At 43.3% G+C, this 15,798-nt stretch carries 11 protein-coding genes; 3 read left to right on the top strand and 8 right to left on the bottom strand.

All coding sequences use genetic code 11. The features are described 5' to 3' along the window. Positions 1 to 1,874: ATP-binding protein (locus K5Q92_RS22040; RefSeq protein ID WP_220770999.1), on the top strand; the 1,874-nt coding region annotated here is incomplete at its 5' end. Positions 1,875 to 2,274: 400 nt separating this feature from the next. After that, positions 2,275 to 4,974, top strand: a complete 2,700-nt coding sequence (locus K5Q92_RS22035) for a bifunctional acetate--CoA ligase family protein/GNAT family N-acetyltransferase (protein WP_220770998.1) — start codon at positions 2,275 to 2,277, stop codon at positions 4,972 to 4,974. 107 nt (positions 4,975 to 5,081) lie between these two features. Here K5Q92_RS22035 and K5Q92_RS22030 read toward each other — a convergent pair whose 3' ends face one another. From K5Q92_RS22030 to dmeF, 4 genes are all read right to left on the bottom strand, one after another. Beyond that, positions 5,082 to 6,134, bottom strand: a complete 1,053-nt coding sequence (locus K5Q92_RS22030) for a GGDEF domain-containing protein (RefSeq protein ID WP_220770997.1) — start codon at positions 6,132 to 6,134, stop codon at positions 5,082 to 5,084. Between the two features lie 103 nt (positions 6,135 to 6,237). Further along, complete coding sequence (locus tag K5Q92_RS22025; protein WP_220770996.1) at positions 6,238 to 7,857, bottom strand: phosphoethanolamine transferase; 1,620 nt, start codon at positions 7,855 to 7,857, stop codon at positions 6,238 to 6,240. A gap of 320 nt (positions 7,858 to 8,177) precedes the next feature. Next, positions 8,178 to 8,597 (bottom strand): MarR family winged helix-turn-helix transcriptional regulator, encoded by a 420-nt coding sequence (locus tag K5Q92_RS22020; RefSeq protein WP_220770995.1) that lies wholly within the window; start codon positions 8,595 to 8,597, stop codon positions 8,178 to 8,180. Positions 8,598 to 8,623: 26 nt separating this feature from the next. After that, the gene (dmeF, locus tag K5Q92_RS22015) at positions 8,624 to 9,625 is read right to left on the bottom strand and encodes a CDF family Co(II)/Ni(II) efflux transporter DmeF (RefSeq protein ID WP_220770994.1); all 1,002 of its coding nucleotides are present in this window, start codon (positions 9,623 to 9,625) and stop codon (positions 8,624 to 8,626) included. Between the two features lie 512 nt (positions 9,626 to 10,137). Here dmeF and eco point away from each other — a divergent pair. Then, complete coding sequence (gene eco, locus K5Q92_RS22010; RefSeq protein WP_220770993.1) at positions 10,138 to 10,719, top strand: serine protease inhibitor ecotin; 582 nt, start codon at positions 10,138 to 10,140, stop codon at positions 10,717 to 10,719. An 89-nt stretch (positions 10,720 to 10,808) separates the two neighbouring features. On the opposite strand, the gene K5Q92_RS22005 is transcribed toward eco, so the two are convergent. The 4 genes from K5Q92_RS22005 to zwf are packed head-to-tail and all read right to left on the bottom strand — an operon-like array spanning position 10,809 to position 15,500. Next, positions 10,809 to 11,456: a bifunctional 4-hydroxy-2-oxoglutarate aldolase/2-dehydro-3-deoxy-phosphogluconate aldolase gene (locus K5Q92_RS22005; RefSeq protein ID WP_202720274.1), complete on the bottom strand. Its 648-nt coding sequence runs from the start codon at positions 11,454 to 11,456 to the stop codon at positions 10,809 to 10,811. Between the two features lie 21 nt (positions 11,457 to 11,477). Next, positions 11,478 to 13,304, bottom strand: a complete 1,827-nt coding sequence (gene edd / locus K5Q92_RS22000; RefSeq protein WP_220770992.1) for a phosphogluconate dehydratase — start codon at positions 13,302 to 13,304, stop codon at positions 11,478 to 11,480. A 9-nt stretch (positions 13,305 to 13,313) separates the two neighbouring features. Beyond that, positions 13,314 to 14,018: a 6-phosphogluconolactonase gene (gene pgl / locus K5Q92_RS21995; protein WP_220770991.1), complete on the bottom strand. Its 705-nt coding sequence runs from the start codon at positions 14,016 to 14,018 to the stop codon at positions 13,314 to 13,316. A 9-nt stretch (positions 14,019 to 14,027) separates the two neighbouring features. Beyond that, on the bottom strand, positions 14,028 to 15,500 hold the full coding sequence (gene zwf, locus K5Q92_RS21990; RefSeq protein ID WP_220771000.1) for a glucose-6-phosphate dehydrogenase: 1,473 nt from the start codon (positions 15,498 to 15,500) through the stop codon (positions 14,028 to 14,030). Positions 15,501 to 15,798: the final 298 nt, after the last annotated feature.

Here is a 15,798-nt window from a genome sequence, read left to right as displayed (position 1 = left end):
ATGAAGACAAGGCGAATACCGTATTTAATTCATCAAGTGAAATGCTTCTACAGCATCGCATAATGATGGACGCATTACGCTCTTTTTTCAATGCATCAGAAGAAGTAACCAATTCTGAGTTTATCCTTTTTTCTAAAGACCTTTTAAAAATAAAATCTGCTATTGCATTTACCCTAGATCCCAATTTAAGGCCTAGGTACTTATCTGATTTTGCGTTTAAAGAATCAATAGAGAATGGCAAAGTGAGTCGTTCTGCATCTGGCGACATCACGTACCAAGTGGAAGATTTTGCAACGATTGTCATTCAAATCGATGAACCTAAACATCCCTATTTGGTATACGCTGTTTCTCATCAACGGGTTCAGGAACGGATTAACGAAATGGTTGGGATCTGTGAAACATTCACCTTAGGTTCTAGTACCCTGATTAATCAAGAATGTCAGAATATGAGTACTCGCCAGTTCAAATCTATTTTTGGCCGTCACTCTGAGGTTTTCATCAACTTACCTGAATATAACACCAGTTATAACTTAACTGTTGATTACATTCCCACAGAAAAAGAGATATTCACTACAGTTAAAATATTAATTTCTTTTAGTCTACTCGGTATTATTTTCTCTTTCTTGCTAGCCATGATAATCCAGAACCGAATCGACAAAGAAAAGCATAATATCGAAACTAATTCCAAACTCGCTTTACTTTCAACACTAAATCATGAGATCCGCACACCAATTAATGCCGTATTAGGCTACGCAAATATGCTGAAGCAGCACGCGTACGGCTCAAGTAACGAACTTAAGATCTTGGATAAAATGATCTGGTCAGCGAATTTGCTTAGCAACGTTGCTCAAAATACCCTTACGTACAGCAAAGCGAGTTCCGGCACTTTGTCATTGCATTACGAAAAAGTGAACTTAAGCAAATTTCTCGCAAAAATTAATGACTATTATCAAACATTTGGTGATACCCATAAAAAGCAGCTAATTATGCGACAATCCGGGCTCATCCCCGAGTCGATTCAATTAGATAGCACTAAATTTTTTCAGTTATCAACCAATTTTATCAATAATGCCTTTAAATACAGCTCCGGTGATAAAGTCATTTTTGATATAAAAATCTTACCCCAAGCCATACAAGAACCCAGTGTTACAGGTTTTATACGCGTAGCAATAAAAGATTTTGGTAAAGGTATGTCTAAACAATCTATGGAAGCGATTAGTAGGCCATTCACTGTAGATACTCTCTCAACAACAGCGCTTAAGTCCGGCATTGGAATAGGGTTATACACCTGTAAATGTGTAATAGAAAGTGTTGGAGGGAGCATCAAGATCCGCAGTCAAGAGGGACGTGGAACCTTGGTCATTTTTCGCTTTCCCTATAAAGAATCAAATACCCATGGTGAAAACGCACAAACACAAAACGAAGTTAACAGTCATATCGCTGAAACTAAGCTTTCTACTGCATCCTCATCAATGTCGTATAGGGTTAATTTGCCAAAAAAATATCAACGATTTGTACTGCTTGTTGATGATAATTGCTTCAACCTAGAAGTATGCAAATCGATGTTAGAAAGAGCTGGCTATATGGTTTTAACTGCAAATGATGAAGCACAAACAATGACAGCTCTAAACCACTATTATCAAAACCTTAATGACGAATATTCCTCATTAATTGTACTGATGGACTACATGCTAGATGAAACTGATGGTTTGACATTAATTTCAACTCTTAGAACAAGAGGCTATGACAATCTCACTTACTTCATCTTGTCAGCCAACTCTGAAGATGAAATACCTAAAGCAAAGCAATATTGCGATATTACCTATCTACAAAAGCCTTTTGACTTAGCGCAATTGCAAAGTCACCTACAATAATGGTTATTGATATAGCTATGGTTTAAGCAATTAAATAATTATGTTATAGCGCTGTAAAAGGTGCTTTTCGACTATTCTACGATGGTAAATAGTATTTGCTCATGTACACTCTATACCCAAGCCACCTGAAGATGCAGAGTTCAGTGGGAATTTAATGCGCTTTAAGCAAGGCATTGATTGCAGCTATATGGTTGTTCCCTTAGCAAGGTCAATAACACAGCAGAAAGTGCATTAAAACTCATCGAAGAAGGTTTTGCGCAAGCCCACTTTGTTGTTGCATTAGCTTAAAGGGAGTCACCATTCCTTCGCTAATGCACCTAAAATTGAACTCGCGCAAGGCCTCTGAAACGAGCATGTTCAAGTCGTTTGGGTATAACATACTGACTTGTAGGATAAGTTCATGAGCCAACGCACTCTTCATACTCTCTTCAAACCTAAATCAGTTGCCATTATTGGCGCCTCAAATAAACCCAAGCGAGCAGGCAATGTGCTGATGAAAAACCTGCTATCAGGCGGTTTTTCAGGGCCTATTATGCCAGTGACCCCAAAATATGAAGCGGTGATGGGGGTGCTAGCTTATCCCAACATCCAAGCCCTACCACTCATTCCTGATCTCGCCATTATCTGCACCGCAGCAAGCAGTGTGCCTGGGATTATCGAAACCTTGGCGCAATTTGGCTGCAAAGTTGCCATAGTCATGGCATCAGGTCTTGCCGATGAGTTTAATGAAGAGGGAGTGAGCCTGTTAGCGCAAATGCAACAGTTTGCTGGTAGGTATGGCATGCGGATCTTAGGGCCAAACAGTTTGGGCATGATTTTGCCAAACCTTGGACTTAACGTCAGTCTCGCTCATACCAGTGCCCTCCCCGGCAAAATCGCCTTTGTTTCTCAGTCCGCCGCAATCTGTACCACAGTTTTAGATTGGGCCAATAACAAAGGAATAGGTTTCTCCTCGTTTATCTCTTTGGGCGATGCTAACGATATCGATTTTGATGAGCTACTTGATTATTTGGGACGCGACTCAAAAACCGATGCTATCTTGCTCTATATCGACTCGGTAAACGAAAAACGTCACTTTTTATCAGCCGCTCGTGCAGCCTCTCGTAATAAACCTATCTTAGTGATTAAGTCCGGCCGCAGTATTGAAGGTGGCAGCGCGGCTAAGCTGCATACCGGCGGTATATCTGGTAGCGATGCTGTGTACGAGGCAGCTTTTAGGCGCGCGGGTATGCTACGAGTTAACGACCTGATTGAGCTATTCGCCGCTGTTGAAACCTTAGCGCACTCAAGGCCATTGCAGGGCGAACGCCTTGGGATCATCAGCAACGGTGGTGGCCCTGCCGTACTGGCACTTGATGAACTGATTTTAGGCGGCGGTAAGCTCCCTGCACTATCGAGTGAGATTTATCAGCGGCTCAATGCGCTACTGCCAAAAAGCTGGTCTGGGCAAAACCCTGTGGATATAGGCGGTGACTCCGATGCCAAGCGTTACGCTAAGTCCCTCGAGATCTTAATGGATAGCGATGACCTAGACGCAATTTTAATATTACATTCCCCTTCGGCACTGGGTGAGAGCGTCGAGATAGCCCAAGCGATTGCAGACACGATTAATCAGCACCCTAATCGACATAAAATCAATGTACTGACCAACTGGAGTGGTGAAGATTCAGCCTTTGAGGCACGAAAGCTTTTCTCTAAGTCTCGCATTCCAACCTATCGCACCCCTGAAGGCGCCGTGGGAGCATTTATGCATATGGTTGAGTATCGTCGTAACCAAAAACTACTGCAAGAAGTGCCGCAGTCTATTCCGGTTAACATCCCTGCCAACTCAGCCTTAGCAAGAGAGAAACTACAACAAGCTATAGAAAGTGGGAGGTCGGTATTAGAAACCCACGAGTCACGCACGATCCTCAATGCTTACGGACTAAAGACCATCGACACTTGGTTTGCAAGTACGCCAGAGCAAGCGGTGGAGTTTGCCAAGCAGGCGGGTTATCCCGTGGCATTGAAAGTGCAGTCTCCCGATATTTTGCATAAATCCGATGTTCAAGGCGTTATGCTCAACCTAACATCAGACATAGAGGTCAGCCAGGCAGCAAACGCCATGATTGAGCGAGTGATCTCGCTGAACCCCGATGCGAAAATTGAAGGGTTAATCGTGCAAAAAATGGCGCTAACTGCCGGTGCGCAGGAGATCCGTATTGCCGTTGCTAACGACCCTGTATTTGGCCCAGCAATATTACTCGGTGAAGGTGGCTCGGAGTGGCAACCGACTAAAGATGCTGCGGTAGCGCTTCCTCCGCTGAATATGACACTTGCACGCTATATGGTGATCCAAGCGCTTAAAACCCAGAAGCTTAGAGATAGGCATCTTCCACGGGGGCTAAATATGCATGCTCTGTGTGTGTTATTAACACAGATCTCCCACCTGATTATCGATTGCCCAGAAATTGCCACTCTCGATTTAAACCCTGTGCTCTGTGCTGGTGAAGAGATCACCCTGCTTGATGTGAACATAGGACTACAGCATGAACCTGTCGACAACGCCTCAAGGCTTGCTATCTTGCCTTACCCTAAGGAGCTAGAACAGCTTGCCACGCTTAAAAATGGTAACAAGGTAATGCTAAGGCCTATCCTGCCTGAAGATGAGCCCAAACATTTAGCTTTCGATAACTCCCTATCGGATGAAGATAGGTATAAGCGCTATTTTGGTGTGCGCTCTAAAATGACACATGAGGAGATGGCGGTATTAACCCAGATTGACTATGCCAGAGAGATGGCCTTTATTGCTACGGCCATGGGTGAAGACGGTGAAGAAACCACTTTAGGCGCGATTCGAGCTTCAATTGATCCCGATAATACCGAGGCTGAATTTGCTATGGCGGTACGCAGTAACTATCAAGGCCAAGGGATTGGTAAGTTGCTGCTCGAGAAGCTAATACGTTACTACAAGAGTAATGACACCTTAGTGCTTACAGGCTTTACCATGTTCGAGAACCGTAACATGGCGAGTCTAGCCAAGCACTTAGGCTTTACAGTAACTTTCGACATGGAGGAACGTTTGATCAATATGCATATGGACTTAAAAGCCGATAACTAACCTCTTACCCATTTCAATAGGCCTTCAATAAAAAGGTATTCATTAAAAAAGCCATTAACCCGATCCGTTAATGGCTTTTTCTTATTTGTCTAAAATGGCAAGTTGTTCTAAATTGGTGTTTCCATAATTCGTTCACCCACCACACAGTTACGCCCTGATGATTTAGCCCGATAGAGTGCTTCATCAGCACGAATAAAGTAGCTGTCTTTGTCATCGCTTACCTTTAGCGATGCAACGCCAACCGAGACGGTGATATTACCAAGGGGCAACTTTTTCTCTTTCCCTATGGTTAAGTTACGGGCGGCAATCTTAGCCCGCAGATTTTCTGCCACCTTTTGCGCATTCTCATGTGAAGTATTAGGCAGTAAGATAACAAACTCCTCACCACCATAACGCGCGACAAAATCATCGCCTTTTACCGAATTTTTTAGCGCCTGGGCCACGTAGGTCAGCACTTTGTCTCCGATTAGGTGACCGTGGACATCATTGAACTTTTTGAAATAGTCGATATCAACGACCAATAAACTGCTTTCAAAGTTGGATTGGCTAAAACTATTTATGTGGCTGATCACTTCTTTGTCGAAGGCGCGACGATTGTTAAGTGAGGTAAGTTGATCTGTCATCACGACGGAGCGAAGGTCGTCCATCTCCGTCTTTAACGCATCGACCTCTTCGCTCATACTGTTAAGGCTCTTGTCCATTTCAATATTCGCATTGATGATCTCATCGAGCTCTGAGGTGATCCCTTCGACAAGTTTTTGCAGGACAATAGGCTCCGGCTCGTCTTTTAGTGCGGAGTCGAATTCACTTAAGGATTTCGAGAAGCGCGATGTACCACTACTCATGCTGGCAATTTTCGCCAATAAGCCATTTATCAGTACTTGAGTTTCAACCTGGACTTTCTCTATCACTTCAGGTGAGTGAACCTGAATATAGGTTTTATAAAGCTCTTTATTTACGCTAGGAGTAAAGCTGACATTATTGGCTATTAAGCCGTCTATTGCCCGCTTAAGATCTAGGTTTATTCCCTTATAGTACTCATACCAAACCGCATAATTCTCGGGCGTGACAGGAATATTTAACTCTGACATCTTAGGTACAGCGTGGCGCAGTATTTTTGCTGACAGCTCGGTTTCAGACAAATGTTGTGCCATATCCATAAGTAAATACCCTCTCGATCGATATCCATAATTATCAATACTTTAAACAAAAAAGGGAGCGTTGCCACCCCTTTTGTTAATAAATGTTGCTAATAGAATCAATTTATTTCCGACAAGCCGAAAAAACATCGGAATCTTTGCGGTAAATTTCAGTTTTAACGTTCATCAATCCAAGCAAACTATCAAATAAGTTATCGTGGGAAAATCCACCTTTTTGCGCTTCTTCAGCCAAACAGGTTAAATTGAGTCGATTCTGCTCGGCAAAACCCGCTGAGAACCAAGCTAAAAAAGGCACCTTGGTTTGTTCATCCGGCGCAAATGAGTACGGCGTACCATGAAGGTACATGCCACTTTCACCCAGTGACTCTCCATGATCAGATAGGTAAAGCATTGCCGTATCAAATTGGCCATGCTCGGCTTCTAGTTTCTTCACGACCTGAGATAAAATGTAATCGGTATATAAAATCGTATTGTCGTAGGTATTAACCAACTCTTCATGGCTACAGTTTTGAATATCACTTCGTTGGCAATCTGGTACAAAATGCCGGTACTGCTCAGGATAGCGCAGATAATAGGTAGGCCCATGGGAACCGATAATATGCAACACTAACAAGGTATCTTGGCGCTTAATTGACTTTAGTCGCTTGTCTAACTCATTTAGCAATACCTGATCGTAGCAATACTCACCATTACATAATTTTGGATCACTATTATGATCTATCGTAATGTTCTCAATGTTTTGACAGACCCCTTTACAGCCACTGTCGTTATCAAGCCACTCCAGCTGGATCCCCGCATGATTTAACACGTCGATAGCATTGTCTTGAGCTTTCTCCCTTCGAGAGTTGTAATTATCCCTATCCATTCGAGAAAACATACAGGGCAAAGATACCGCCGTTGCGGTGCCGCAAGAATGAGTATCTTTAAATGTTACTAACCCTTGGTCTTTAGTAAATGCATTGGTCGATCTATCGTAACCATAATAGGCATAATTTGCCGCTCTGGCTGTTTCACCAACCACCAATACCACTAAATTGGGTTTGGCTTTGTCAGTTGTATTCTTAGCATCTAAGCCGATCTGTTTATATTCAAGTGGCTTTTGTAGGTAGTTAACTTCTATATATTTGATGGTGGAGCCGACAAAGTAAGTAGGAATGATATAGCGCTTGATAATGTCGTTATTACGGCCAAATGAAACATAATTCTCATAATAAAACATGGCGATAATTACGATGCCGCCCAACATAGCCAACATAAAGAGTACTTTGTGCATCAGCTCTTTAGTAAAGGGCTTGTATTGAATATTGACTTTATAGATCAGCAGCGCCGGCAGTGCACCAGTGAGGGCAAAGTTAACCACCGACGCCCAGTTCAAGTAAGTCCCTGCTTCAGATTGATTGGTCTGAAAGATGTTCTCTATCATGCCATAGTCAAAAACCACACCATACTGCAAAGCGGCAAAAAACACGCTAGATGACATCAAGGTGAGCACAATGAAAAATGGCTTTGCCAGATACTTGATACAAAAAAGACTGAAGATAAAAGACAGCGCGAAAACTAACAGTAATGGCATGGTCGCAATAAACGCCAAGTTGACATCTGGTTGCTTGTCTACCCCCTGTTTCACAACTAGAAAAAGCGGGATATTAAATACACATACATAATAAATCGATAGGAGTAATGAAAATTGAATGCTGGTTAAATTCTTAAGACGCGACAACACTATTTTACTCACTTTTTATAGAAATTAAGTCCAACAGGCATTGAACGCCTGTCACAGAGGCACATATTACCACCGCAACAAAAACGCTAATAGTGTATCAATCAAAGTTACAAAACATTTTTGCTAATAATGTATCGTTTGTAACAGTAAAGAGAAATACACCAATGCTAACAATGAAAGCAGACGGTTTTTCTTTGGACTTAGCTCAGTTGAATTAGCTCAGTTGAAAAGACTTAAGGGCGCTCACAGAGGAGCAGCCGCATGAGAAGGATAATACCAATCAGTATAAATAGAAGAGGCTAAAAGTTTGCCAACAAGCACTAAAATTCGCGGTTAATTCTCTCAAAGAAATCTAATAATTGAACTCTTTCAGACTCTGTAAATTTAACGGTTAGATCTTGCGTTAACTGCATATGTAGTTTGTCATGCTCTTCAAACATGCTTCGTCCGCTGTCGGTGAGCTCGACTAAAATAGAACGTCTATCATTGGCATGGGGTGTACGGATCACCAGACCAGCATCGACCATCTTGTCAACTTGAACCGTTAAGGTACCAGTGGTAATCCCGATTTTTTGTGCCAACTCTTTCATGCGCATGGGGCCGTTTAGCCCCAATATCTCAACGGTATGAACTTGCGGCAAGCTAAAGCCTTTATCCTTGACGACCGCCATTTCCCATGATGACAGCTTCTCATAAAATTCGATCATTGCATGATTTAAGCTATCATCGTGGTTTTTCATTTATTTCATTCCTAGTCAGTATTGGCTTATTGTGCCTGAGCAACAGGATTCACTTCAATAGTGACATGAGATAAGCGCTCAAAATGTGATAACTTTTGCCTGAAATAACCCGCATCCTTAGCACTTTCCACCCCAATAACCATGCTCGCTGCATAATGATCTGCACTGATTTTCCAAACATGGAGATCGATAAGCTGAGCACTTTCTTGAGTTATCGCATGTTTGATCTGTTGCATATAAGTTTGCTCAATACTCGCATCAAGCAATACTGGACCCGTTTGCTTTAACAGTCCCCACGCCCAACGACTAATAATCAATGCCCCAACAATACCCATAACAGGGTCTAACCATGTAAGACCGAAATATTTTCCCATCAACAATGCGGCAATCGCTAACATAGATGTGAGTGCATCAGCAAGGACATGAAAATAGGCAGCTCGTAGATTATGATCATGGCCGTGGTGTTTTTCGTCATGGCTAGTGGCTTTATGACCATCGTGCTCATGATGACAGTGGCCGTGAGTATGACTGTCACTATGAGAATGGCTATGGCTATGATCGTGCCCATGGTGATCTTTTAACAAGAAAACACTCACCACATTAACGATAAGGCCAATGATGGCCACTAAAATTGCCTCGTTAAAATGGATTTCATGGGGGTTGAATATCCTAACTCCCGACTCTGCTAACATAACCAGAGCCACTAATCCCAATGCGATGGCACTGGTATAGCCCCCAAGAACACTGACCTTACCTGTTCCATAGGAAAATTCAGCCGAGTTAGCATGTTTACGAGCATAACGGTAAGCGAATAATGTGATCATAAAAGCAGCGGCGTGTGTTCCCATATGCCAGCCATCGGCGAGTAAGGCCATAGAGCCATAAACTGTACCAGCAATGATCTCTGCCAGCATGGTGACTATCGTCAGCACTAATACATAGGCGGTGTTACGCTCCCCAGCACTATTTTGGGTCGAAAATTTCTGTTTATCTGCGCAGTTCACTGTCGCCTGTTCACCATGGATCATAAAAAACACCCTTGAATCTTTTTAATTATAACGTCTAGCCATAAATGCCCCGGCTAGCGTTTAGCTCTTATTAATCGTTTCTAATTACTGCTAAGCCTAGTCAACGCTAGTTCAATGGCTAGCAAACCAGATGTTTGACAGACGATTTACTCGAACATCAAATAACTTGATTACCAAACTAAGTTTGCGCTTTTAGAGCTGGTAACACAAGAGAGGGTAACTTTTATGTGATCTTGAGCAGTTTCTACTGACTATAAATGTATGGGGAGCGGCGTAGAAAGCTTTACTAATAATGAGGTAACTAAAAGCGAACTTTACTCGAGCCTCACAGTCATAAGGGGTAGTAATGGTGGGGGCAGTAACGACAGGCTGTATATTAAGTTTGGGTTCATGGGTATTTTCTCTGATTCAGCTCTTAATATATTTTTTTCATTTTTTTTAACCCTTTTTGAAAACCGCCCCGTTTATAGAGGTATTGAACACAGACAATACCTTTTTATTTTGGAGATTTTATGACTTTATTCACTTCTGGTAACACGCGTTTTGCTCGTACACTTTTGGCTTCTTCTTTGATTTTTTCGGCCTTTTCATTCAATGCCAGTGCAACCAGTCCAGCTCATCCATCTGGAGTTAATCAAAATATGATCAGCGCGCAAATGTATACGGCTAATGACTACAGTTCGACAAAAGAGACCAAGATGTTTCCTGTGCCACAAACAGGTCAAGTCCAGCATATATTGACCCTGCCTAAGCTTGAAAATGAAGCTGACTACAGGGTAGAGATCCAGATTGGACAAACAAAAATGGTCGACTGTAACAAGCATGGTTTAAATGGTGAACTCAAGCAGCACTCGGTGAAAGGATGGGGCTATAACTATTATCAAGTAGACTCAATTAGCGAAGGTCCAAGCACTATGATGGCCTGCTTCGATCAAGCTAAGACGGAGAAGTTCTTGCCAATCCGTGATGATTTGATGCTGAAGTACGATAGCCGCTTACCCAAAGTATTCTATTTACCAGAAAATACGCAGGTGCGTTACCGCGTGTGGAAAGTTGAGTCACCATTTAGCTACTCAGGTGAAGCCGCGAAATAATCAAATTGCTCTAATCTCTTATTAGGAGTTAGATATAAAAAAAGCTACCTTAGGGTAGCTTTTTTAATGCAAGTGTTTGCTTTAGTAAATTAAGACTTCAGTGCACCAATCGCCTCTTTACACAAGGCTGTAATGCGATCCCAGTCGCCCTGCTCCATCGCATCTGTTGGCGCAATCCAACTACCACCAATACAGTCAACATTCTTAAGTGCCAAGTAATCTTTATAGCTACTTGGAGTAATGCCACCTGTTGGACAGAAACGAATATCGGCTAGTGGACCAGAGAAGGCTTTAAGGGCATTCACACCGCCCGACGCTTCGGCTGGGAAGAACTTAAAGTTTGTGTAACCCAGTGCCATACCTTTCATCACTTCTGAAATGCTAGCCACACCAGGAATGAGCGGCGTAGTGCCTTGCATTGCAGCCTCTAACAGCTCTGTTGTTGCACCAGGAGTAATAACAAACTGAGCACCGGCATTAATTGCCTGCTCTAGCTGTGCCTTATTTAAAATGGTGCCCGCGCCCACTAGTGCTTCAGGCACTTCTTGTGCAATCTTAGTGATCGCTTCCAATGCACAGTCGGTACGTAGTGTCACTTCCAAAACAGAGATGCCACCCGCAACAAGCGCCTTAGCAAGTGGCACTGCATGTTCAATCTTATTGATCACCATGACAGGAACAATAGGGCTGCGTTTAAAAATATCTTGTGGCTGTATTGACCAGTTATTCTCAAGCATTGCGTTACTCTTCCTTAAACTCTAATAGTGTTCATCAATTGCACTAGTGCTTCGTGCACCAGTTTCTGGACTACTTAAGCTAGCGCGTAGCGCGCCAAAAAGCTCTCGTCCCATTCCATAACTTGTTTTATGCAGATCGACCTTATCGGCGACTCTCGCATTAAGCTCAGATTCATCAACTAACAGCGATAGCTCACCAGTTGTCGCATTGACTCGTACTAAATCACCATTATGGATCTTAGCAATCAAGCCGCCATCTAGCGCTTCTGGAGTTAAATGAATAGCTGCAGGCACTTTACCTGATGCGCCTGACATACGGCCGTCGGTTAGCAGGGCTACCTTGAAACCTCTGTCTTGAAGCGTACCTAGAATTGGCGTGAGCTTGTGTAGCTCAGGCATGCCAATGGCTTTAGGACCTTGACCTTTAACGACGACAACGCAGTCTTTATCGAGCTCACCGGCTTTGAATAATGCTTCAAGCTTGTTCTGGTCATCGATAACAACAGCTGGAGCTTCTACAACGCGATGCTGCTCTTGAACCGCAGAGACTTTAATCACTGCTCGACCAAGATTACCCTTAAGTAACTTAAGGCCACCATTATTTTGGAACGGTGCATTTAGTCCAGTTAACACTTCGGTGTCTAAACTTGTTTGCGGTCCTTCAACCCACTTTAACTCACCATCACGAATTTGTGGTTCTTGGGTATAACGCTTAAGACCAAAACCAGCAACGGTATCGACATCTTCATGTAGCAAGCCACCATCAAGTAGCTCTTTAATTAAGAACGCCATACCACCCGCAGCGTGGAAGTGGTTGATGTCGGCATGACCATTAGGATAAACACGTGCAAGAAGCGGCACGGCGTCAGAAAGCTCTGAAAAATCATCCCAGTTAACAATAATGCCGGCAGCACGGGCGGCAGCAACAATGTGCATAGTCAAGTTAGTCGAGCCACCTGTTGCCAATAGTGCAACGATGCCATTGACTACAGACTTCTCTGATACCACTTTACCGATAGGCGTATATTGCGTGCCGGTTTCGGTTAAACGACAAACTTGCTTAGCAGCAGTCTTACTTAACACATCACGCAGTGGATCGTCAGGATTAACGAAAGAGGAGCCTGGTAGCTGAAGCCCCATTACTTCAAGCATCAACTGGTTACTGTTGGCGGTTCCGTAGAAGGTACAAGTACCCGCGCTGTGGTAAGACTTAGACTCCGCATCTAACAATGCAGCTCTATCGACTTCACCCTGAGCATATTTCTGACGAATGCGCGCCTTCTCTTTATTTGGAATGCCCGACTTCATAGGGCCTGCGGGCACAAACAACATCGGCAGATGACCAAAGCTGAGTGCACCAATCAATAGACCAGGTACAATTTTATCGCAAATACCGAGCAATAACGCACCGTCGAACATATTGTGCGATAGTCCAACGGCTGTACCCATTGCGATCACTTCACGGCTTAAAAGGCTCAGCTCCATGCCTGGTTGACCTTGAGTCACGCCATCACACATTGCTGGTACACCACCAGCAACTTGAGCCACACTGCCGACTTCATTACAGGCTTGCTTCAACATGTCAGGGTATTCACCATATGGCTGGTGAGCCGATAACATGTCATTAAATGAGGTGACAATTCCTATGTTGGCTTTATTCAATTGCTTGATAGAAGCCTTATCGCTTGGGTTACAAGCGGCAAAACCGTGGGCCAAGTTTCCGCAACTTAGCGCGCTGCGGTGAACCCCTTGATTTTTAGCATCATCGAGCGCCGCTAAATATTTAGCGCGAGAATCTTTGCTTCGTTCAATAATTCTGTCAGTAACAGATTGTACAACGCTGTGCATAATTACTCCTTAAGCGCTCCAGTAAACATCAACAGGTGTTTTATGCTGTCCGAGAACGGCTCGGATCGGCATTTCATAGCTGTCATCGCTTGCTAGTGCTTGTCGGTAAACATCAAGTTTTTGCTCACCAACGATATGTAGATAGATTTGACGGCTGGCTAAGATCGCAGATTTTGACAAAGAGATCCTTGAATGCGGTGCGTTGCCAGGTTTGACTGCAACACACAGGTCACTCGTTGTTAATGCGTTATCTAGCTCAGCTTGTGCTGCACATGGGAACCAAGAGCAAGTATGACCATCGTTACCCATACCTAATACAACAACATCAAATGGCTTTGGAAAGCTGCCAAGCTGCTCTATGGTCATATCACAACCCTCTTCTGGCGAAGAGTACATGTTCTTTAGGCCGCGAAACTTAGCACTAGCAGCTCGGTTTTTAAGTAAGTGATTTCTCACCAAGCGCTCATTTGAATCGCCGTGCTCTGGACTGACCCAGCGCTCATCGGCCAGGGTGATAAACACATCACTCCAATCGATCGCCTTCTTACTTAGCAATTCAAATAGCTTTAGCGGAGTCGAGCCACCAGATACGATTAGACTCGCTTTACCACGAGAATCCACTGCTTCTTGCAGTTGATTAGCGATACGCTCGGCAAGTTGAGCCTCTAGTGCCTCTTTATTATCAAATGATTTAAAAACAGTTTCTTTAATCATTGGATCCCCTTATTCGTCCCAAGAACGACCGTCTTTAGTGATAAGCGCGACAGAAGCTACAGGACCCCAAGTACCAGCAGGATAAGGTTTTGGCTTCTCGTCGGTTTCTTCCCAAGCCTGAATAATACCATCGACCCAGCTCCATGCCTGCTCGACTTCATCACGACGAACAAACAGTGCTTGATTACCTAGCATGGCTTCTAGCAACAAACGTTCGTAGGCGTCGGCAATGCGCTCGCTCTTGAAGGTCTCAGAGAAACTTAAATCCAGTTTAGTCGTTTGTAGGCGTTGCTTTTCACCAAGACCTGGTACCTTGTTCAACATCTGGATTTCAACCCCTTCATGTGGCTGTAATCTAATCGTCAGTTTGTTTGGTGGCAGGTTACGGTAGTTAGAGCTATACAAATTGTGCGGTGGATTCTTGAAGTACACCACAATTTCAGAGCTCTTGAATGGCATACGCTTACCGCTACGAAGGTAGAAAGGTACGCCCGCCCAGCGCCAATTGTCGATGTCGACACGCAAGGCAACAAAGGTTTCAGCGTTTGACTGAACATTAGCCCCCTCTTCCTCAAGGTAACCTGGTACTGGTGCACCTTTAAGGAAGCCAGAGCTGTACTGACCGCGAACCGTGTTTTCATAGATATTGTCTGCGTTAATTGGACGCAGAGACTTAAGCACTTTCACTTTTTCGTCGCGGATATTGTCAGCATCTAAGTTCACTGGCGGATCCATAGCAACTAAGGTCAATACCTGTAGTAGATGGTTTTGGATCATGTCGCGCATCTGACCAGCCTTGTCGAAATAACCCCAACGGCCTTCGATGCCCACCTCTTCAGCAACCGTTAGCTGTACGTGATCGATAGTACGGTTATCCCACTTAGAGGCAAAAAGAGAGTTGGCGAAGCGCAGCGCAAGAAGATTCTGTACCGTCTCTTTACCTAAGTAATGGTCGATACGATAAACTTGGCTTTCTTCGAAATAGGCTGAAACTTGATCGTTAATGATGCGAGAGCTTGCGAGATCGGAACCGATTGGTTTTTCTAGAACGACACGAGAGTCTGGGAAAATGAGGTTTTGTTCGTGAAGACAACGACAAATATCACCGAAAATAGCGGGCGGCGTGGCGAAATAACTTACCATAACGCGTTTTTCTGGCTCGAGAATGTCATGGAAAGCTTGATAGCCTTCAGACTCGGTAAAGTTAGTACCTACATAATGACATCTGTCTAAGAAACGATTCACCGTCTCTTCACAAAGCTTGTCTTTAACAAAAGTCGTTAAAGCGTTTACTACCAGCTCACGGTATTCTTCTTGACTAAACTCATCTTTTGCAACGCCTAGAATTTTTGTATCGACATTGAGCAAATTAGCTTTATCGAGCTGATATAAAGAAGGAAGTAACTTACGCTTGGCAAGATCTCCCTTGGTACCAAATAGAACAAAATCACAAGCTTTGGCTTTAGGTGTCGTAATGCCCATCGCTTCAAAATCTCCTTTTGACACTGTGCCCCATCATTTTTGATGAGTATTCACACGTTTGTTGTAATATAACAACACAAATCACTAATTGCATCTAAATTTTATAATAAACTTTAAGTTAGCCTATTAGCTATGTTACGTCATAATCTGATATGCTTTCGTGATAAAATTACTAAAAATTATCGTGTTTGTACCTGTTGTCATTATAAATTAATGTAGGCCATAGCGCTCTGTAATTAACGGTAATCAAACGACTAATTCAAAACTTCATCAAAATATAATAAAGCTACATTACTAT

Origin of the sequence: Shewanella sp. MBTL60-007, assembly GCF_019654915.1 — a bacterium.
GTDB lineage: Bacteria > Pseudomonadota > Gammaproteobacteria > Enterobacterales > Shewanellaceae > Shewanella.
This window is presented reverse-complemented; position numbering and strand designations above follow the sequence as displayed.

What these genes read in the sequence shown, in the direction of transcription:
- K5Q92_RS22035 (WP_220770998.1), top strand. Translation starts at nt 2,275, where the DNA reads ATGAGCCAACGCACTCTTCATACTCTCTTCAAACCTAAATCAGTTGCC.
- dmeF (WP_220770994.1), bottom strand. Translation starts at nt 9,625, where the DNA reads ATGATCCATGGTGAACAGGCGACAGTGAACTGCGCAGATAAACAGAAA.
- eco (WP_220770993.1), top strand. Translation starts at nt 10,138, where the DNA reads ATGACTTTATTCACTTCTGGTAACACGCGTTTTGCTCGTACACTTTTG.
- K5Q92_RS22005 (WP_202720274.1), bottom strand. Translation starts at nt 11,456, where the DNA reads ATGCTTGAGAATAACTGGTCAATACAGCCACAAGATATTTTTAAACGC.
- pgl (WP_220770991.1), bottom strand. Translation starts at nt 14,018, where the DNA reads ATGATTAAAGAAACTGTTTTTAAATCATTTGATAATAAAGAGGCACTA.
- K5Q92_RS22020 (WP_220770995.1), bottom strand. Translation starts at nt 8,597, where the DNA reads ATGAAAAACCACGATGATAGCTTAAATCATGCAATGATCGAATTTTAT.
- zwf (WP_220771000.1), bottom strand. Translation starts at nt 15,500, where the DNA reads ATGGGCATTACGACACCTAAAGCCAAAGCTTGTGATTTTGTTCTATTT.
- K5Q92_RS22030 (WP_220770997.1), bottom strand. Translation starts at nt 6,134, where the DNA reads ATGGATATGGCACAACATTTGTCTGAAACCGAGCTGTCAGCAAAAATA.
- edd (WP_220770992.1), bottom strand. Translation starts at nt 13,304, where the DNA reads ATGCACAGCGTTGTACAATCTGTTACTGACAGAATTATTGAACGAAGC.